This window comes from Curtobacterium sp. 22159, assembly GCF_052045775.1.
Lineage (GTDB): Bacteria > Actinomycetota > Actinomycetes > Actinomycetales > Microbacteriaceae > Curtobacterium.
Genome location: NZ_JBQEPN010000004.1, coordinates 62,207 through 79,256 on the forward strand (window position 1 = coordinate 62,207; position 17,050 = coordinate 79,256).

General features: G+C 71.5%; 18 protein-coding genes. 12 read left to right on the forward strand and 6 right to left on the reverse strand.

The window, feature by feature from the left end:
- Window positions 1-7 precede the first annotated feature (7 nt).
- The 4 genes from ACTJKO_RS06045 to ACTJKO_RS06060 all read left to right on the forward strand — a co-directional run bounded on the left by ACTJKO_RS06045 (window position 8) and on the right by ACTJKO_RS06060 (window position 3,424).
- Window positions 8-679 carry a hypothetical protein gene (locus tag ACTJKO_RS06045; protein WP_440686723.1) on the forward strand — a complete coding sequence of 224 codons (672 nt, stop codon included), beginning with the start codon at window positions 8-10 and terminating at the stop codon, window positions 677-679.
- 118 nt (window positions 680-797) lie between these two features.
- A complete protein-coding gene (locus ACTJKO_RS06050; protein ID WP_440686725.1) occupies window positions 798-1,490 on the forward strand; it encodes a hypothetical protein in 693 nt (230 codons plus the stop codon).
- 39 nt (window positions 1,491-1,529) lie between these two features.
- Entirely contained in the window at window positions 1,530-2,975 is a 1,446-nt protein-coding gene (locus ACTJKO_RS06055; protein WP_440686727.1) for a phytoene desaturase family protein, read from the forward strand.
- 2 nt (window positions 2,976-2,977) lie between these two features.
- Window positions 2,978-3,424: an SRPBCC family protein gene (locus ACTJKO_RS06060; RefSeq protein WP_440686728.1), complete on the forward strand. Its 447-nt coding sequence runs from the start codon at window positions 2,978-2,980 to the stop codon at window positions 3,422-3,424.
- On the opposite strand, the gene ACTJKO_RS06065 is transcribed toward ACTJKO_RS06060, so the two are convergent.
- Window positions 3,408-4,226: a shikimate 5-dehydrogenase gene (locus ACTJKO_RS06065; RefSeq protein WP_440686731.1), complete on the reverse strand. Its 819-nt coding sequence runs from the start codon at window positions 4,224-4,226 to the stop codon at window positions 3,408-3,410. The genes ACTJKO_RS06060 and ACTJKO_RS06065 overlap by 17 nt on opposite strands.
- A 132-nt stretch (window positions 4,227-4,358) precedes the next feature.
- On the opposite strand from ACTJKO_RS06065, the gene ACTJKO_RS06070 reads away from it, so the two are divergent.
- On the forward strand, window positions 4,359-4,550 hold the full coding sequence (locus ACTJKO_RS06070) for a PspC domain-containing protein (RefSeq protein WP_440686733.1): 192 nt from the start codon (window positions 4,359-4,361) through the stop codon (window positions 4,548-4,550).
- Between the two features lie 34 nt (window positions 4,551-4,584).
- Window positions 4,585-5,958: an L-serine ammonia-lyase gene (locus ACTJKO_RS06075; RefSeq protein ID WP_440686735.1), complete on the forward strand. Its 1,374-nt coding sequence runs from the start codon at window positions 4,585-4,587 to the stop codon at window positions 5,956-5,958.
- Between the two features lie 15 nt (window positions 5,959-5,973).
- On the opposite strand, the gene ACTJKO_RS06080 is transcribed toward ACTJKO_RS06075, so the two are convergent.
- The 5 genes from ACTJKO_RS06080 to ACTJKO_RS06100 are packed head-to-tail and all read right to left on the reverse strand — an operon-like array spanning window position 5,974 to window position 10,736.
- Entirely contained in the window at window positions 5,974-6,810 is an 837-nt protein-coding gene (locus ACTJKO_RS06080) for a class II fructose-bisphosphate aldolase (protein ID WP_440686737.1), read from the reverse strand.
- Window positions 6,807-7,820 carry a 1-phosphofructokinase family hexose kinase gene (locus ACTJKO_RS06085; protein WP_440686739.1) on the reverse strand — a complete coding sequence of 338 codons (1,014 nt, stop codon included), beginning with the start codon at window positions 7,818-7,820 and terminating at the stop codon, window positions 6,807-6,809. Before ACTJKO_RS06085 ends, ACTJKO_RS06080 begins: the two co-directional genes overlap by 4 nt.
- Complete coding sequence (locus ACTJKO_RS06090; protein ID WP_440686741.1) at window positions 7,817-8,956, reverse strand: N-acetylglucosamine-6-phosphate deacetylase; 1,140 nt, start codon at window positions 8,954-8,956, stop codon at window positions 7,817-7,819. Before ACTJKO_RS06090 ends, ACTJKO_RS06085 begins: the two co-directional genes overlap by 4 nt.
- Window positions 8,953-9,858, reverse strand: coding sequence for an ROK family protein (locus tag ACTJKO_RS06095; protein WP_440686743.1), 906 nt, complete (start codon window positions 9,856-9,858; stop codon window positions 8,953-8,955). The genes ACTJKO_RS06090 and ACTJKO_RS06095 overlap by 4 nt, the downstream gene beginning before the upstream one ends.
- Window positions 9,858-10,736: an SIS domain-containing protein gene (locus tag ACTJKO_RS06100; protein WP_440686745.1), complete on the reverse strand. Its 879-nt coding sequence runs from the start codon at window positions 10,734-10,736 to the stop codon at window positions 9,858-9,860. The genes ACTJKO_RS06095 and ACTJKO_RS06100 overlap by 1 nt, the downstream gene beginning before the upstream one ends.
- A 132-nt stretch (window positions 10,737-10,868) precedes the next feature.
- Here ACTJKO_RS06100 and ACTJKO_RS06105 point away from each other — a divergent pair, with 132 nt between their 5' ends.
- From ACTJKO_RS06105 to ACTJKO_RS06130, 6 genes are all read left to right on the forward strand, one after another.
- Window positions 10,869-11,657: a DeoR/GlpR family DNA-binding transcription regulator gene (locus tag ACTJKO_RS06105; RefSeq protein ID WP_440686747.1), complete on the forward strand. Its 789-nt coding sequence runs from the start codon at window positions 10,869-10,871 to the stop codon at window positions 11,655-11,657.
- Between the two features lie 157 nt (window positions 11,658-11,814).
- Complete coding sequence (locus tag ACTJKO_RS06110; protein ID WP_440686749.1) at window positions 11,815-13,029, forward strand: Gfo/Idh/MocA family protein; 1,215 nt, start codon at window positions 11,815-11,817, stop codon at window positions 13,027-13,029.
- Between the two features lie 22 nt (window positions 13,030-13,051).
- Entirely contained in the window at window positions 13,052-14,377 is a 1,326-nt protein-coding gene (locus ACTJKO_RS06115; protein WP_440686751.1) for an ABC transporter substrate-binding protein, read from the forward strand.
- A gap of 10 nt (window positions 14,378-14,387) precedes the next feature.
- Window positions 14,388-15,377, forward strand: a complete 990-nt coding sequence (locus tag ACTJKO_RS06120) for a carbohydrate ABC transporter permease (protein WP_440686754.1) — start codon at window positions 14,388-14,390, stop codon at window positions 15,375-15,377.
- Entirely contained in the window at window positions 15,374-16,237 is an 864-nt protein-coding gene (locus ACTJKO_RS06125) for a carbohydrate ABC transporter permease (protein ID WP_440686756.1), read from the forward strand. Before ACTJKO_RS06120 ends, ACTJKO_RS06125 begins: the two co-directional genes overlap by 4 nt.
- Window positions 16,234-17,043, forward strand: coding sequence for a hypothetical protein (locus ACTJKO_RS06130; RefSeq protein ID WP_440686758.1), 810 nt, complete (start codon window positions 16,234-16,236; stop codon window positions 17,041-17,043). Before ACTJKO_RS06125 ends, ACTJKO_RS06130 begins: the two co-directional genes overlap by 4 nt.
- Window positions 17,044-17,050: the final 7 nt, after the last annotated feature.

Below are 17,050 nucleotides of genomic sequence, written 5' to 3' on the forward strand. Positions count from 1 at the left end.
CGTCGGCATGGCCCTGTTCGGACGACGCAGCAAGCACGACGTGCGCGACCGGCCCGTCAGCCAGGTCGAACTGAAGCGCGCCGTCGACGAGGGGTTCCTCATCGCGAAGGCCGCCGTGACGGTCGCCGTCGCCAACCGGATCATCACGAACGCGCTCCGTGACCAGGGGTACTTCGACCACGCCGTCATCGCCGAGGCCACCCGCGACGAACTGCACCGGATGGCCGAGGAACAGCGCGGCGACGCCGAGCGCATGCGGGAGATCCGCGCGAAGGCGAGCAAGCAGAAGGGGCGGTCCCGGCACCAGCACGACTACCGGCGCGGCGACGACCTCAAGCTCCGCACGCGTGAGGCCACGTACGAGCAGCTCGCGACGATGCTCGACGCCCGACGGGCCGACCAGGGGTTCGTGGACGGCATCGTGCTCGCCGCCCGGGCACGGGCGTGGGACGACATCGGGACGACCGTGGTCGGTCGCCTCGGGTGGGCGCAGCGCCCGACGGAGGACTACGAGATCGGTCGTGACGAGCGTCTGCAGCAGATGCTCGACGAGGACTTCGCTGTGCTGCTCGCCGAGCACCCGGTGGGGTCGACGGCGTCGGACGCCGACGAGCCGGACGAGGCCGACGGCGGGGACGACGGGACGGACCCGGCGGACCCGGACTCGGCGCGGGCTTGACCGAGCGCGCTGGTACTTGACATACCAGTTCGGTTATCGCTAGTCTGAGGCCGTAACGCCCCAGGACCATTCGGCACTGCCGGACTCCTGGGGCAATCGTCGTCTCAGGGGGTGTGCGTTGATCGATCCGGCCACGCTCCCCACACTCCCCGCGCTGCTGAGCACGCCCCGGTTCGAGCGTTACCGACGCAGGTACGCCGGCCGCGCAGACCTCGCCGCCCGCCTGTACGCGTGGAACACGGAACTCACCACGGCGTTCTGGGGTCCTGTCGCCTGCCTCGAGGTGTTCGTGCGCAATGCCGTCCACGACGCCATGCGCCGCGACCGCCGTGATGACTGGTGGAACGATCCGTCGGTCCGACTGCTCGAGCGCGAGCGCCGTGCCGTCGACGACGCGATCAGGACGCTCGTTCGCCGCGGTGATCACGACCCTGCCCCTGATCGCGTCGTCGCGGCGACGAGCTTCGGCCTCTGGGTCGGCCTGACCGACGCCGGAATCGCCCGCGACCCACTCTGGAGCTACGAGACGACGCTCTGGCAGCCGCGCATCGTCCGGGCGTTCCCTGGTCTGGGCCGCGTCCGACGGAAGCAGCTGCACCGGCGCCTCGACGATGTCCGACGCTTCCGGAACCGGTTGGCGCACCACGAGCCGATCGACGCCGCGCCGCTCGAGCAGATCCGGGACGACGTGATCGCGATCGCAGGCTTCGTCCACCCCGAGGCCGCCGCCCTGATCGCTGGTGCGCACCGGGTCGACGAGGTCCTCGCGCGCAAACGGATCGCCGTCGCGACCGGCGCGTCGGTCATCTGACCGAGTCGGCGTGCAGGCGGGGGTCCCTAGGCTCGGGGCATGGTGGATGCGGTGGTCGTCGGGGCCGGGCCGAACGGACTCGCAGCAGCGGTGACCCTCGCGCGCGCCGGGCTGTCGGTCGAGGTGGTCGAGCGGAACGAGACCATCGGGGGCGGTGCCCGGACCGCCGAGCTCACGCTCCCGGGCTTCCTCCACGACGTCTGCTCCGCCGTCCACCCGATGGCGCTGCAGTCCGAGTTCTTCCGGCGTTTCCGGCTCGAGTCCCGGATCGAACTCCGACTCCCCGAGGTGCAGTACGGTCACCCCCTCGACGGCGGCCGTGCCGGGATCGCGTACCGGGACCTCGCCCGCACCGCCGAGGAACTCGGGGTCGACGGCCGGGCCTTCCGCGACCTCATGCTCCCGCTCGCGGGCAACGCCGACCAGGTGTCCGACTTCGCGACGGACGCGCTCCTGCACATCCCGCGCCACCCGGTGAGCGTGGCGCGCTTCGGGCTCCGTGCGCTCGAGCAGGGGACGCGCGCCTGGAACCTCCGCTTCCGTGACGACGTGGCCCCCGCGATGGTCTCCGGTGTCGCCGCCCACTCGATCCAGCACCTCCCCTCGCTCGCCACGGCTGCGGCCGCCCTCTCGCTCGGCGCCTACGCGCACGGCCGCGGGTGGCCCGTGCCGATCGGCGGGAGCCAGGCGATCGTCGACGCGCTCGCCGCGGACCTCGTCGCGCACGGGGGCAGGATCGAGACCGGCCGTGAGATCCGTTCGCTCGCCGACGTCACCCCGGCGAAGGCCGTGTTCTTCGACACGAGCGTGCCGGGAATGCTGCGCATCGCCGGCAAGCAGATCCCGACGCCACGGCGTGGAGCGCTGCGCCGGTTCCGGTTCGGCAACGCGGCGGCGAAGGTCGACTTCGCACTGTCAGACCCCGTGCCGTGGACGAACGAACTGCTGCGCAAGGCGGGGACCGTGCACATCGGCGGCACCCGGGCGGAGATCGCGGCCGCCGAGGGGAGCGTCGCCCGGGGGCAGCACGCCGAGCGGCCCTACGTCCTGGGCTCGGAACCCACCGTGGTCGACCCGAGCCGCGCGCCGGAGGGCCGGCACGTCTTCTGGGCGTACGCGCACGTACCCGCCGGCTCGGACGTCGACCAGACCGAGGTGGTCACCCGTCAGATCGAGCGGTTCGCGCCGGGGTTCCGCGACACGATCCTCGAGTCGAGCAGCCGGACCGCCGTGGACATGGCCCGGTACAACCCGAACTACGTCGGTGGCGACATCGCCGCCGGAGCCGCCAGCTTCTGGCAGCTCGTGAAGCGGCCCGTGTTGTCGTCGGACCCCTGGCGGATGGGTGGCGGCATGTACCTCTGCTCGGAGTCGTCGGCGCCCGGCCCCGGCGTGCACGGCATGGCCGGGTGGCACGCCGCTCGCAGCGCGCTCCGCCACACGTTCGGGCTGCCCGAGCACGTCGATCTCGCACCGGAGGACTGATCATGGCCAAGAACGTCCGCATCCTGCACTGCCGTCCGGAGGACGTCTTCGACGTGCTCGCCGACGGTTGGCTCTTCACGACCTGGGTGGTCGGCGCCTCACGCATGCGCGGTCAGGACGCCGGCTGGCCCGCGGTGGGGACCCGGCTGCACCACTCGTTCGGCTCGTGGCCGTTCGTCATCAACGACGAGACGACGTCGCTCGCGTGGGAACCGCCGCACCGGATGGTCATCCAGCCGAAGGGGTGGCCCATCGGCGAGGCCCGCGTGGAGCTCACCGTCGAGGAACACCGGCGCGGCTGCAAGGTCACCATCGTCGAGAACCCGGTGGCCGGCCCGGGCGCGTGGGTGCCCGGGTTCCTGCTGCAGCCGGTGCTGTGGGTGCGCAACGTCGAGACACTGCGCCGGCTCGGGTGGGTCGCCGAGGGGCGGGCTACTCCGCGCGGCTGAACTCGCTCGCCCGACGCACCTGGTCGTCGGTCAGCGCGACGCCCGTGTACCGCTCGAACTGGCGTGCCGCCTGCAGGGCTATCACCTCGGCGCCGGTGATGACCTGCTTCCCCGCTGCGCGACCCGCGCGGACCAGCGGGGTCTCGGAGGGGAAGGCGACGACGTCGAACACCGTCGACGCCGCCCGGATCCGGTCCTGGTCGAACGCGAGGGTGTCCTGCTCGTCGCCGCGCATCCCCAGCGGGGTGACGTTGACGACCACGTCCGACTCGGGCGCCTCGTGCTCCTCGGCCACCCACTGGTACCCGTACTGCGATGCGAGGGCGCTCCCGGTGCGCTCGTTGCGGGCGACGACCGTCAGGTGGTCGAACCCCGCGCCCCGGAACGCTGCGGTCACCGCCTTCGCCATGCCGCCGGAACCACGGAGCACGACGGTCGCCGCCGGGTCCACCGCGTGGGTGGCGAGCAGGGACGCGACCGCTTCGTAGTCGGTGTTCGACGCGGTGAGGACGCCGTCGTCGTTCACCACGGTGTTGATGGACTCGATCGCCGCCGCGGAGTCCTCGACGACGTCGACGAGCGGGATGATCGCTTCTTTGAAGGGCATCGAGACCGAACACCCCCGGATGCCGAGCGCGCGGATGCCCGTGACCGCGCCAGCGAGGTCCCCCGTGTTGAACGCCTTGTACACGAAGTCCAGCCCGAGCTCGTCGTAGAGGAAGTTGTGGAACCGTGTGCCGATGTTGCTCGGTCGGGCGGCGAGTGAGATGCAGACCTGCATGTCCTTGTTGAGGATGGGCATGGCCACAGTCTCGCACGGACAGGCCGATGGAGCGGTCCACGGCGAGCTCTGTTCGGGGTAGGGTTCTCCCCACCCCGAACCCGGGTGGTCCCCGGGTGGGCGGGCGTGCCGGGTGCCCGTAGCGTCGACGGCATGAACACACTCATCCGTCCCCGCACCGGTCGTCTCCTCGCCGGGGTCTGTGCCGGTATCGCCGACCGCTTCGGCTGGTCCCGCGCCCTCGTCCGCATCGCCTGGGTGGTCCTGAGCTTCTTCCCCGGACCGCTCTGGGTCGCCTACGTGGTCCTCTGGATCCTCATGCCGACCGAGGGTCGGCGACGCTGACGCCCTTCCCGTCCGGACGGGTTAGTGTGGCGTGGTGCCGGTCTCCGTGTTCGATCTGTTCTCCATCGGGATCGGCCCGTCGAGCTCCCACACCGTCGGGCCGATGCGTGCCGGCGCTGCCTTCGCCGCTCGGCTCGCCGGGGCCCCGGTGGCTGCCGTGTCCGTCGACCTCTACGGGTCGCTCGCGTCGACGGGCCAGGGCCACGGGACGCTCGGTGCCGTGGTCGCGGGGTTGATGGGCTCCGACCCGGAGACCGTCGACCCGGACGCCATGGCCGCGTCGCTGGCCGAGCTGGAGCGTTCCGGCACACTGCGCCTCGCGGGCGGAGCGACGGTCCCGTTCCGGCTCGCCGACATCGTCCTGCACCCGCTCACGATGCTCCCCCGGCACCCGAACGCCATGCGGCTGCGCGCCGTGGACGCCGCCGGTGCCGTCCTCGCCGAGGAGACCTACTACTCGATCGGCGGCGGCTTCATCACGAACGACTCCGAGGGTGCCGTCTCCGAGGCCGCCATCCCCGTCGACGACGCGGTGCCGTACCCGTTCTCCAGCGGTGCCGAACTCCTCGCCGCCTGCTCCGGATCGGGGCTGGCGGTGAGTGGTGTCGCGCTCGCGAACGAGACCGCCACCCGTAGCGCCGAGGACGTCCGCGCCGGACTGCTGCGGATCCACGACGTGATGGAGGCCTGCGTCGAGCGGAGCGTTCAGCGGAGCGGCACCCTGCCCGGCGGGCTCACCGTCCGTCGGCGGGCCGCGAACTGGTACGACCAGCTCACCCGGGACGACCCCGACCACGACCCGCTCTTCGCGATGGAGTGGGTGAACCTCATGGCGATGGCCGTCAACGAGGAGAACGCCACGGGCGGACGCGTCGTCACCGCGCCGACGAACGGGGCCGCGGGGATCATCCCGGCGGTGCTCTACTACGCGCTCACGTACGTCCCGAGCGTCACCGCCGCCGACCGGGACGACGCCGTCGTCCGCTTCCTCCTGACGGCCGGGGCGATCGGCTCGATCTACAAGGAACGCGCCTCGATCTCCGGTGCCGAGGTCGGCTGCCAGGGCGAGGTCGGCTCCGCGGCGTCGATGGCGGCGGCCGGGCTCGCCGAGGTCCTCGGCGGGACGCCCGAGCAGGTGGAGAACGCCGCCGAGATCGCGATGGAGCACAACCTCGGGCTGACCTGCGACCCGATCGGCGGCCTCGTCCAGATCCCGTGCATCGAGCGCAACGCCATCGCGGCGAACAAGGCGATCAACGCCGCCCGCATGGCACTCCGCGGTGACGGCGTCCACCACGTCTCGCTCGACCAGGTCGTGGAGACGATGCGGCAGACGGGCGCCGACATGTCCACGAAGTACAAGGAGACCGCGATGGGCGGTCTGGCGGTGAACGTCCCGCTCTGCTGACCGGTGCCCGGCCCGTCAGCCGTGGAGCAGGGCGAGCAGCCGTGCCGTCTCGGACGCGACGGCCTCGCGCCCGGCGCCGACGTACTTCCGCGGGTCGACGACGTCCGGACGATCGTCGAGCACCTCGCGCAGTGCCCGCGTGAACAGGCCGTTGAGGTGCGTCGAGATGTTGACCTTCGTCATGCCCGCCCGCACCGCCCCGCGGAGTTCCTCGTCGGACAACCCGGACGACCCGTGCAGGACCAGCGGGACCGGCACCGCAGCGTGGAGACGCCCCACGAGCTCACGGTCGACCGACGCCTCTCGGGTCTGCATCGCGTGCGACGTCCCGACCGCCACGGCGAGGGCGTCCACGCCGGTGTCGGCGACGAAGGCGGCCGCGTCGTCCGGGTCGGTGCGCACGCCAGGAGCGTGCACACCGTCCTTCCCGCCGACCTCCCCGAGCTCGGCCTCGATCGCGACGCCGGCATCGTGGCACCGGACGGCGAGACGTCGCGTGGCCTCGACGTTCGCGGCGAAGTCGAGGTGCGAGCCGTCGTACATGATCGAGTCCACCCCGAGGGCGATGCCCGCCGTCACGAGGTCCTGGTCCTCGACGTGGTCGAGGTGGACGAGCACCTCGACGTCGGCGGACCGTGCGATCGCCTGGGTGGCCGTCGTGATCGGCGCGAGGCCGCCGTGGTACCGGACGCAGTTCTCGCTGATCTGGAGGATCACGGGGAGCCCGGCGAGCTCGGCACCGGCGACGATCGCCTCGGCGTGTTCGAGGAGGACGACGTTGAAGGCGCCGACACCCCGGTGCGTCGTCCGTGCTGCGTCGAGGAGTCCGGTGAGGGCGAGGTCGGTGATCATGCGTGGCTCCCGGAGGGGTCGTGGGGGTGCGGGACGGGACGGTGCAGCGGGTCGGTGACGGGACGGAGCAGCGGGTCGGCCAGGAAGCGGTGCACGGCGGCGGAGTCCACCTCGCCGGCGACCGGGCGGAGGACTGCACCGGCCCCGTACGCAGCGGCCGAACGGAGCACCGCTGCGTCCACGAGGTCGGCCGCGCGACCCTGGTGCTCCGCGTTCGGTGCGTGTCGTTCGACGAGGGCGAGGACGAGTCCCGCCGTCGCCGCGTCCCCGGCACCGGTCGGGTTCCCGGTGATGCCCTGCACCGCCGGTACCGAGACGACGCCGTCGGTGGTGTGCGCGGCGATCCCGTCGGCGCCGCGGGACACCACGACGACGGCGGTGCCGTGTTCGAGCAACCGGAGCGCACCGGACCGTTCGTCGGGGGCTCCCGTGGCCTCGAGCAGCTCGGCGGCGTTCGGCTTGCAGATCGTCGCTCCGGCGGCAGCCGCAGCGAGGAGCGCGTCGCCGGAGCAGTCGACCACGCTGACGACGCCGTGCGCCCGCGCCGAGGCGACCCACGTCGCGACGACCCGAGGATCCGCGCCGCGCGGTAGCGATCCGGACACCACGAGGGCATCGACGGGCTCGTCGGAGAGCGCGCGCTCGATCGTAGCGGCGACGGCCGTCCACTCGTCGGCCGAGACGTCCGGTCCGGGCTCTCCGAACATGGTCGGGTGGGCGACGTCGTCGACCACCGTGACGGTGGTGCGGGTCGCGCCGCGCAGCGGGACGTCCGTGTGTGCGAGGCCGAACTCGTCGAGCGCGTCGGCGATCCACCGTCCGGCGTCGCCGCCCAGGGGCAGGAGCGCCCGCGTCGAGGCGCCCGCCGTGTGGAGTACGCGCCCGACGTTCAGGCCCTTCCCGCCCGGTCGTCGAGCGACGTCGAGGACGCGCTGCGTCTCGCCGATGCGTTGCTCCGCCACGCGGTAGGTGACGTCGACGGCCGGGTTCGGGGTGATGACGAGGATCACGAGCGCACCGCCTCGAGGGACAGCGGCGTCCAGGCGCTGCTCGCGTCGTCGATCACCAGCACGTCGGCGGGTGCGCCGATGCTCAGGGGCGCGGGCGCGTCGAGCAGACGCGAGGAACGTGTCGCCGACGCGGCGACGACCTCGCGAAGGGGTGTGCCGGAGGCCAGGAGCCGGCGTGCGGCGTCGGCGACCGTGATCGTGCTGCCGGCGAGCGAGGAGCCGTCGGCCAGCACGGCCACCCCGTCGCGCACCGAGACCGCCGAGCCGGCGATCGTGTGGTCACCGTCCCCACAGCCGGTCGCCGACATCGCGTCGGAGACCAGGACCGTCCGGCCGGGTGCAGCGCGCTGCACGAGGTCGACCGTGACGGAGTCGAGGTGGTGGCCGTCGACGATGCACTCGAGGAGGACCCGTTCGTCGGTCAGCGCGACGCCGACCGGCCCGGGTGCCCGGTGGTGCACGGGCGGCATGCCGTTGAACAGGTGCGTGACGAGCGTGGCACCGGCGTCGATGGCCTGCCGGGTCTCGTCCGCGGAGGCGTCGGTGTGCCCCAGCGCGACCACGACCCCCTCGGCGACCAGGCGGCGCACGGCGTCGAGGGCTCCCGGGAGTTCCGGGGCGAGGGTGACGATCCGGAGCGCGCCGTCGGCGGCCGCGAGGTAGGCGTCGAGCTCGCCGGGGGTGGGGGCGTGCAGGAGGTCCGCCCGGTGTGCGCCACGTCGTGCGGGCGACAGCCACGGGCCCTCGAGGTGCAGGCCGCCGAGCGTCCCGGCGGCGACGAGCGGGCGCAGGCGGGCGAGCGCGGCGGCGGTGTCCTCCACCGGACCGGTCGCGATCGAGGCGACGAGCGTGGTCGTCCCGCGCGTCCGGTGGTGCGCGGCTGCCGCGACGGCCTGGCCGGCGTCGCAGCGGGAGAAGTCGTGCCCGAGGGCACCGTGCGCGTGGAGGTCGACCATCCCGGGGACGATCGTGCCCTCGACCGCGATCGTGCGATCGGTCGTGGGCGGTGTCCCCGTGCCGGTACCCCTGACCGTGCCGACACTTCCCGCCGTGTCGGCGTCGTCGATGACGAGCCACCCGTCGCGCAGGTCGGCGTGGGCGGTCACGATGCGCCGCGCGGTCACGAGGGTCGTCACACCCGGACCCCTGCCTCGAGCGATCGGATCGCCAGCAGCCCGGCACCGATCGCGCCTGCGGCGTCACCGTGTCGGGCCGGGACGAGCGTGGGGACGCGGAGGCCGTCCAGCCGTTCGGCGACGGCTGCGGTGAGCGGGTCGAACAGTGTCGCTCCCGACTCGGCGAGTCCCCCGCCGACGATGATCGTGTGGCATCCGGCGACTGCGGTCGTCCACACGAGGGCGTCCGCGAGCACGGCGACGCAGTCGTCCCAGGCGGCCGTGGCGACGGGATCACCGGCGCGCACCCGCAGCATCGCCTCGTGCGCGGTCGCCGCCCCGGAGCGACGTGCGACTCCCCCGGCCGAGGCGATCTCCTCGACACGGCGTCCCGCGTGGGGGCCGGACGGGATGCGGACCTGGCCGATCTCGCCGGCCCATCCTCCACCGGGGACGACCGAGCCGTCCACGACGAGCGCGCTCGCGAGGCCGGTCCCGACCGGGACGAACGCGACGGACCCCACGGTCAGCCCGGCGCCGGCACCGGTCGTCTCGGCGAGGGCGCCGGCACGGACGTCGTGCCCGAACGCGATGGGGACGTCGATCCCCCGCGCTGTGACGGCCGATGCGACGCGGTCCCGGACGGGGACGTCGCGCCAGCCCAGGTTGACGGCCAGGACGACCCGCCCGGATCGCTCGTCGACCACCCCGGGTGTGACGAGGCCGATCGCGTCGAGGTCGGCGTGGTCCAGCGCTGCTGCAGCGAGGTCTGCGACGACGTCCGCGAGTGCGACCGCACTCGGGTCGTCGCGGGGCGTGGGCACCCGGGTCTCGTCGAGGACGAGTCCGTCGCCGTCGGTGAGCCGGGCCTTGATCCCGGTGCCGCCGACGTCGACCCCGAGCACCGCACGCGCCCCGCGCATCAGGTGAGGATGACCGATCGGGTGAGGGATCGCGGGTTGTCCGGGTCGAGCCCGCGACCCTCGGCCAGGGCGACCGCGAACCGGTGCGCCACGACGAGACCGGCCATCGGGTCGAGGTCGTGATGGACGAACCGCGCGCCGGTCGCGGCGACGTCGTCGGCGAGCCCTTCGGGCGCCTCGCCGAGGGACCAGACGAGCCGACCGGGCTGTGCGATCGCGATCGGACCGTGGCGGTAGTCCATGGCCGGGTACGACTCGGCCCAGAACTGGGCGGCCTCCCGCGTCTTCAGTGCGGCCTCGAAGGTGAGTCCGACGGCGGCGCCGCGGCCCACGAAGGTGACCTGTTCCGCGTCCAGCAGGTCGTCGATGGGCAGTGCGAGCGCGGTCTCCGCCTGTGCGGCGAGCGCGTCCACGTCGTCGCCGATCGAGGCGCGCAGGAGCGCGAGGGAGGTGGTGGCGAACCGGGTCTGCACGACCGAGCGTTCGTCGGCGAACGGCAGCGGGACGACGTCGTCGGCGACCGCGGCGGCGGGGCTGTCCGGGACGGCGGTGATCAGGACGGTGCGCTGCCCCGGCAGTGCGCTGAGCAGGTCGACGATCTCGGTCGTCGTCCCGGAGCGGCTGATCGTGACCACACGGTCGTACTCCCGGGTCAGGGGGTACTCGGAGCCGGCGAAGGCGTCCGTCACGCCGAGACCGGCCTGCTCGCGGGCGACGGCGTAGCTCATCGCGATGAACCAACTCGTCCCGCAGCCGACGACGGCCACACGCTCGCCGGGCTGGGGGAGTGCGTCGACGAACGACGGCAGGAGCGCTGCGGCGGCGCGCCACGTCTCCGGCTGCGAGGCCAGTTCCGCGCTCACGAAGGTGTCGGTCATGGGTGCCTTCCGATCCGGATCGATCCTGGTGATCGATGATCTGGAAGCGTAGCGAGCGATCGTGCTCGACGGAAGAGCAAAACGTCAATTCCGATCACCGACTGCGCACGACGACCGCCTAGGATGGCCGACATGACTCCGCAACAGCGGCTCAACGCCCTGCTCGAACTCGTGAGCGAACGGGGCAACGTGTCGATCGCCGAGATCGGGGAGATGCTCGGGATCTCGCCCGCGACCGCGCGACGCGACCTCGCGACGCTCGCCGACCAGCGGCTCGTCACGCGTACGCACGGCGGAGCAGCTGCCCTCGGTGCCGGGTACGAGCTGCCCTTGCAGTACAAGATCGCCCGGCAGGCCGAGGCCAAGACGGCCATCGCGCGAGCGGCGTCCCGGATGGTGCACCCCGGCGACACGGTCGGTCTGAACGGCGGCACCACGACGACCGAGGTGGCGAGGGAACTCGGCAAGAGCGAGCGGTTCACCCGTGCGGACGGCGAGTACGGCGTGACGATCGTGACGAACGCGCTCAACATCGGGTACGAGCTGTCGGTCCGTTCCAACGTCAAGATCGTCGTGACCGGCGGGGTCGCGCGCCGACAGTCGTACGAACTCGTGGGGCCGTTGGTCCGCGACACCCTGGACGAGTTCGCGCTCGACGTCGTGGTCCTCGGGGTGGACGGCCTGAGCGGCCAGTACGGCGCGACGACGATGCACGAAGGCGAGGCCGAGGTCAGCCGTCACTTCGCCTCGGTGGGCCGCCGGGTGATCGTCGTGGCCGACTCGACCAAGATCGAGCGGGCGACCTTCGCCCGTATCTGTCCGCTCGACCGCATCGACGCGCTCGTCACGGACCAGCCGGTCCCGGCCGCGTTCGCCGCCGACCTCGCCAGTGCTGGCGTGGAGCTCGTCGTCGCCGACTGACCGGGCATCGCGGGGTACTCCACGTCGCCGTCCCTGTGGAGAACGTTTCCATCGTGTAAAACCCGTGGACGGACCTGCATGAGCGTTCGTTGAGCACCTATTGTGCATTCATGATCGATTCGGCATCATGGGCGTCACAATCACGCAAGGGAGCGAGATGAGCATGGGTGACGCGTTCACGACAGGACCCCTCCGGGTCGGCATCGTCGGCATGGGACAGCGCGCGGCGATCGCGCGCCACGTGGCGGAGGCAGCTGACGCCGCACCCGACCTGGAGGCGCGGGTCACCGCGGTCGCGGACGTCACGGAGCAGGGACGCGAACGCGCTCGCACCGAGTACCCCGACGCACTCGTCGTCGCGCAGCACGGTGACCTCGTCGGCGAGGTGGACGCGGCGATCGTCACGACGCCGGACTGGACCCACGCGGCCATCGCGATCGACCTGCTGCGTGCCGGCATCGCCGTCTACCTCGAGAAGCCGCTCGCCATCACGGTCGAGGATGCCGACGCCGTGCTCAACACCGCTGCCGAGACCGGGACGCCGCTCTACGTGGGGCACAACTTCCGCCACGCGGCCGTCGTCCGGCTCATGCGCGAGATCGTCGACCGCGGCGAGATCGGGCAGGTCAAGGCGGTCTGGTGCCGGCACTTCGTGGGCAACGGTGGCGACTACTACTTCAAGGACTGGCACGCGGACCGCGCCAAGGTCAACTCCCTGCTGCTGCAGAAGGCCAGCCACGACCTCGACGTCATCCACGCCCTGGGCGGCGGCGACACCGCGCGGGTGGTCGGGATGGGTTCCCTGTCCGTCTACGGCGACGTCACCGACCGTCGTGACCGAAGCGGCGAACTCATGGGGGACTGGTTCTCCCTCGACAACTGGCCGCCGCTCGCCCAGACCGGTCTCAACCCGGTGGTCGACGTCGAGGACGTCTCGATGGTGATGATGACCCTCGACAACGGCGTGCAGGCGAGCTACGAGCAGTGCCACTTCACGCCGGACTACTGGCGCAACTACACCGTCATCGGCACCGAAGGACGTCTCGAGAACATCGGCGACACCGGTGGGGGCGTGGTCAAGGTCTGGACGCACCGTCGGGGTTGGGACGTCACGGGCGATCGTGAGTACCCGATCGACGGTGTCGCCGACGGCCACGCGGACGCCGACCTCATCACGATGACCGAGTTCCTCCGCCACGTCGCCCTGGGGGAGCCCACGACGCTCTCCCCGATCGCGGCACGCGCCGCCGTCGCCGCCGGAGCCCTCGCGACCCGGTCGCTCCGCAGCGGCTCCGTCCCCATCGACGTCCCGCCGCTCCCCGCCGAGACGATCGCACACTTCACCACCCACACCCCGGCCGTCACCCGCTGACGGACTCGCGAAAGGACACCCGATGCACGCACCCACCTCCGCGAAGGGCCGCGGTCGCCGCCGCGCGCTCCTGGGCGCCGTCGCCGCGATCGGCGCAGCCGTGCTGCTCGCCGGTTGCAGCACGTCCTCCGGCGCCACCGGCTCCGGCGGCGACTACGAGAAGGCCGCCAAGGACACCAAGGCCACCCTGACCTACGCCGTCTGGGACGAGAACCAGGTCAAGGCGATCAAGGCGAACCTCGAAGGGTTCAACAAGGAGTACCCGGACATCACGGTGAACGTCGACGTGACGCCGTTCGCCAACTACTGGACGAAGCTGCAGACACAGGGGTCGAGCGACACCCTGCCCGACGTGTTCTGGATGAACGGGCCGAACTTCCAGCTGTACGCGGCGAACGGCAAGCTCGCTCCGATCACGGGGGCGGTCAAGGCCGGCGCGATCGACCCCGCGAAGTACTCGACGGCGCTCGACCGGCTCTACACCTACGACGGCACCCAGTACGGCGTCCCGAAGGACTTCGACACGATCGGCGTGTGGATGAACAAGGCGCTGTTCCAGAAGGCCGGGGTCGCGATGCCGTCGAAGGACTGGACCTGGGACGACTTCCAGAAGACCGGTGCCGAGCTGTCCGAGAAGCTCAAGGCCGAGGGTGCGTACGGTGCCGCGGGCGGGATGGACGGTCAGACCACCTACTACGACACGATCTTCCAGGCGGGCGGGAAGGTGATCTCCGCCGACGGCAAGAAGTCCGAGTACGACACGAAGGCCTCCGAGGCCGGACTGCAGTTCTGGACCGACCTCATCAAGTCCGGCGCGTCGCCCTCGATCAAGCAGCTGACCGACACCACTGCCGACCAGTGGTTCACGTCCGGCAAGCTCGCCATGTACCAGGGCGGCAGCTGGTTCCGGTCCGCCCTCACCGGCACGTCGCTCGAGAAGGACGTCGTCGTCTACCCGCTGCCGAAGGGCAAGGAGCAGGCCACTGTCATCCACGGCGTCTCGAACGTGGTGTCCGCGAACACGAAGCACAAGGCCGCCGCGCAGGCGCTCCAGGCCTACCTCGCCAGCAAGCAGGCCCAGCAGCAGCAGGGCGACATGGGAGCGGTGATCCCCGCGTACGAGGGGACGCAGGACGCGTTCACGAAGACCATGCCGAGCGCCGACCTGCAGGTCTTCCTCGACGCCGTCGACTACGCCAAGCCCCTGCCCGTCTCGAAGAACACGGCCGCGTGGAACACCCTCGAGACCAACCTCCTGCCCAGCGCGTTCGACGGCTCGACGCCGGTCGACGACGTCGCGAAGCAGCTGGCCCAGAAGATGGACGCCGCCCTCGCCAAGGAACAGTGAGTCGGAACCCGTGACGATCCACACCGAGCGGCACCCCACCGCGAGCACCCCGGCCCGGACGCAGCAGTCGTCCGGGCCCGGGGCCCCGGGGGCCGAGCACCCGGACGGCGCCTCGACGCGGCGGCCCGCCCGCCGGACGGACGGCTTCTGGCCGTGGCTGTTCGTCCTCCCGCTGCTCATCGGCGTCGGGACCTTCTACATCTGGCCCATCATCCAGACGTTCTGGTACTCGTTCACGACCTGGGGCGTGTTCGGCGGCGCGACGTTCAGCGGCATCGCCAACTACGTCCGACTCGTCTCCGACCCGCAGCTGTACCAATCCCTCCTCAACACCGTGATCTACACGGTGATCGTGCTGCTCGGGATCCCGGTGGCGGTCTGGCTCGCGAGCCTGCTCAACACGCCGGGCCTGCGGTTCGCCCAGTTCTACCGCGTGCTGTTCTTCCTGCCCTACGTGGCGATGCCGGCTGCGATCGCGCTCGTCTGGCGCATCATGTTCAACGGCGACTACGGCATCGTGAACTGGTTCCTCGGCCGGTTCGGCATCGACGGCCCCTACTGGATCTCGACGCCCGGGTTCGCCCTGGTCGCCGTGTCCCTCGTCGGGCTGTGGTCCTCGCTCGGGTTCTCGATGATCATCCTCGGCGCCGGACTGAAGGACATCCCGCCGGAGCTGTACGAAGCCGCGGAGCTGGACGGCGCCTCCCGCTGGCGGCAGTTCCGCTCGGTGACCGTGCCGCTCCTCAGCCCGAGCATCTTCTTCGTCCTGATCATCACGACGATCTCGAGCTTCCAGCTGTTCGACCTGCTCTACGCGATCCTCGGCAGCTCCAACCCCGTCATGCCGAAGACGATGTCGCTCGTCTTCTACTTCTACAGCGCCGGGTTCATCGACAACGACAAGGGCTTCGCGGCCGCGATCGCGATGGTGATCTTCGTCCTCATCGGGATCGTCACGCTCGTGCAGTTCCGCGTCCAACGGAAGTGGGTGCAGGCATGACCGCCACGGTCACACCACCATCCCGGGCGGCCCGCCGACCGGGCCGTCGCGGCGGGAGCCACTGGTGGATCCACGTCGTGCTCGGCGTCGGCGGGTTCGTCATGGCGTTCCCGTTCCTGTGGCAGATCATCATGTCGCTGTCCACGAACGCCCAGGTGCAGTCCGTCACGCCGACGTTCTGGCCCGGGGAGCTGCAGTGGCAGAACTACGCCCAGGTGTTCGAACGCCTGCCGTTCCTCAGCCAGCTCGGCACCTCGATCATGGTCACGGTCATCCGGACGATCGCGCAGATCGTGCTCTGCACCCTCGCCGGCTACGCGTTCGCCCGCATGCGGTTCCGGGGGCGCGCCGTCCTGCTCGCGATCGTCCTCTCGATCCTGCTCGTGCCGTCGCAGGTGTACCTCATCTCGCAGTACCAGATCGTGCAGGGGCTCGGTTGGCTGGACACCCTCATGGGCATCGTCGCGCCGGGCTTGTTCAGCGCCTTCGGGACGTTCCTGATGCGGACGGCGTTCCTCAACATGCCGCCCGAGCTCGAGGAGGCGGCCCGCATGGACGGCGCCAACCCGTTCCAGACGTTCTGGCGGATCATGCTGCCGCTCGCGCGCCCGTCGATCAGCGTCCTGGCCATCACCACGGTGCTCTGGTCGTGGAACGAACTGCTCTGGCCGCTCGTCGTGTCGACCCGTGCCGAGGACATGCCGCTGGCAGCCGGCCTCGCGACGCTGTCGAGCGACCGGACGATCGACTACCCGGTGCTCATGGCGGCGAGCCTGATGGCGATGGCCCCCGTGCTGATCATGTTCGTCGTGCTGCAGCGGCGCGTGATCGACGGTCTGGCGTCGTCCGGTCTGAAGTGATCGGTGCGGCTGCCGGACGCGCGGAGGGGGCCGGCGGGCTGTCGGTCCTCACCGGCGCGATCGGGACCGTTCCCGACCCGACCCGGATCGCCGCCGCCCTGGAGTCGAGCGTCGCCGGGCTCCCGCCGGCCGACCGGGACCCTGCGATCGTCGACGTGCTCCGGGCCGCGGTGCCGTCGACGGAGTCCTGGCTCCGGGCACACGGGGCGACCGCGGAGCAGGCATCCGACAGCGTCGCGGACGTGGAGCGCAAACTCGGTCGGTACGGACTCCGCGGGACCGGACTCGACTGGTTCTGCGCCGTCCTCACCGCGCGTGTGGTGGCGGTCGGCCGGCTCCAGTTCGAGCTCGGCGACACCGCGGCGGACGGCAGCCCTGCCTGGGGCGTGCACGCGCCCGAGACCGGCCCGCTCGACCCGGACGCCTGCGACCGCTCGTTCGCCCTGGCCCCGGCGGTGCTCCGCGCACTCGCGCCGGACCACGCGGCCGAGCGGTGGCGGTGTCGCTCGTGGCTCCTCGACCCGGGGCTGCCCGACGCGCTCGGCTCCGACGCCAACACGGTGCGGTTCGCCCGGCGGTTCCGCCTCGACCCGCCCGGCCCGGACGACGCGACCGAGGGCGACGACAGCGTCGCGAAGTTCGTCTTCGGTACCGACCGGGCCGGTGCACGAGCGCCCGGGGCATCCCGGCCGCCCGGTCGACTCGCCGCCGCGGTGCTCGCACGGTGGGGGAGCGGAGGGCACTGGACGGTCCGGACCGGCACCGCGCCGGTCACCACGAGCGACACCGCAGCGCCCCCGGCGTAGCCTCGCA

What these genes read in the sequence shown, in the direction of transcription:
- ACTJKO_RS06110 (WP_440686749.1), top strand. Translation starts at nt 11,815, where the DNA reads ATGAGCATGGGTGACGCGTTCACGACAGGACCCCTCCGGGTCGGCATC.
- ACTJKO_RS06065 (WP_440686731.1), bottom strand. Translation starts at nt 4,226, where the DNA reads ATGCCCATCCTCAACAAGGACATGCAGGTCTGCATCTCACTCGCCGCC.
- ACTJKO_RS06045 (WP_440686723.1), top strand. Translation starts at nt 8, where the DNA reads ATGGCCCTGTTCGGACGACGCAGCAAGCACGACGTGCGCGACCGGCCC.
- ACTJKO_RS06115 (WP_440686751.1), top strand. Translation starts at nt 13,052, where the DNA reads ATGCACGCACCCACCTCCGCGAAGGGCCGCGGTCGCCGCCGCGCGCTC.
- ACTJKO_RS06060 (WP_440686728.1), top strand. Translation starts at nt 2,978, where the DNA reads ATGGCCAAGAACGTCCGCATCCTGCACTGCCGTCCGGAGGACGTCTTC.
- ACTJKO_RS06095 (WP_440686743.1), bottom strand. Translation starts at nt 9,858, where the DNA reads ATGCGCGGGGCGCGTGCGGTGCTCGGGGTCGACGTCGGCGGCACCGGG.
- ACTJKO_RS06055 (WP_440686727.1), top strand. Translation starts at nt 1,530, where the DNA reads ATGGTGGATGCGGTGGTCGTCGGGGCCGGGCCGAACGGACTCGCAGCA.
- ACTJKO_RS06100 (WP_440686745.1), bottom strand. Translation starts at nt 10,736, where the DNA reads ATGACCGACACCTTCGTGAGCGCGGAACTGGCCTCGCAGCCGGAGACG.
- ACTJKO_RS06080 (WP_440686737.1), bottom strand. Translation starts at nt 6,810, where the DNA reads ATGATCACCGACCTCGCCCTCACCGGACTCCTCGACGCAGCACGGACG.
- ACTJKO_RS06125 (WP_440686756.1), top strand. Translation starts at nt 15,374, where the DNA reads ATGACCGCCACGGTCACACCACCATCCCGGGCGGCCCGCCGACCGGGC.
- ACTJKO_RS06105 (WP_440686747.1), top strand. Translation starts at nt 10,869, where the DNA reads ATGACTCCGCAACAGCGGCTCAACGCCCTGCTCGAACTCGTGAGCGAA.
- ACTJKO_RS06070 (WP_440686733.1), top strand. Translation starts at nt 4,359, where the DNA reads ATGAACACACTCATCCGTCCCCGCACCGGTCGTCTCCTCGCCGGGGTC.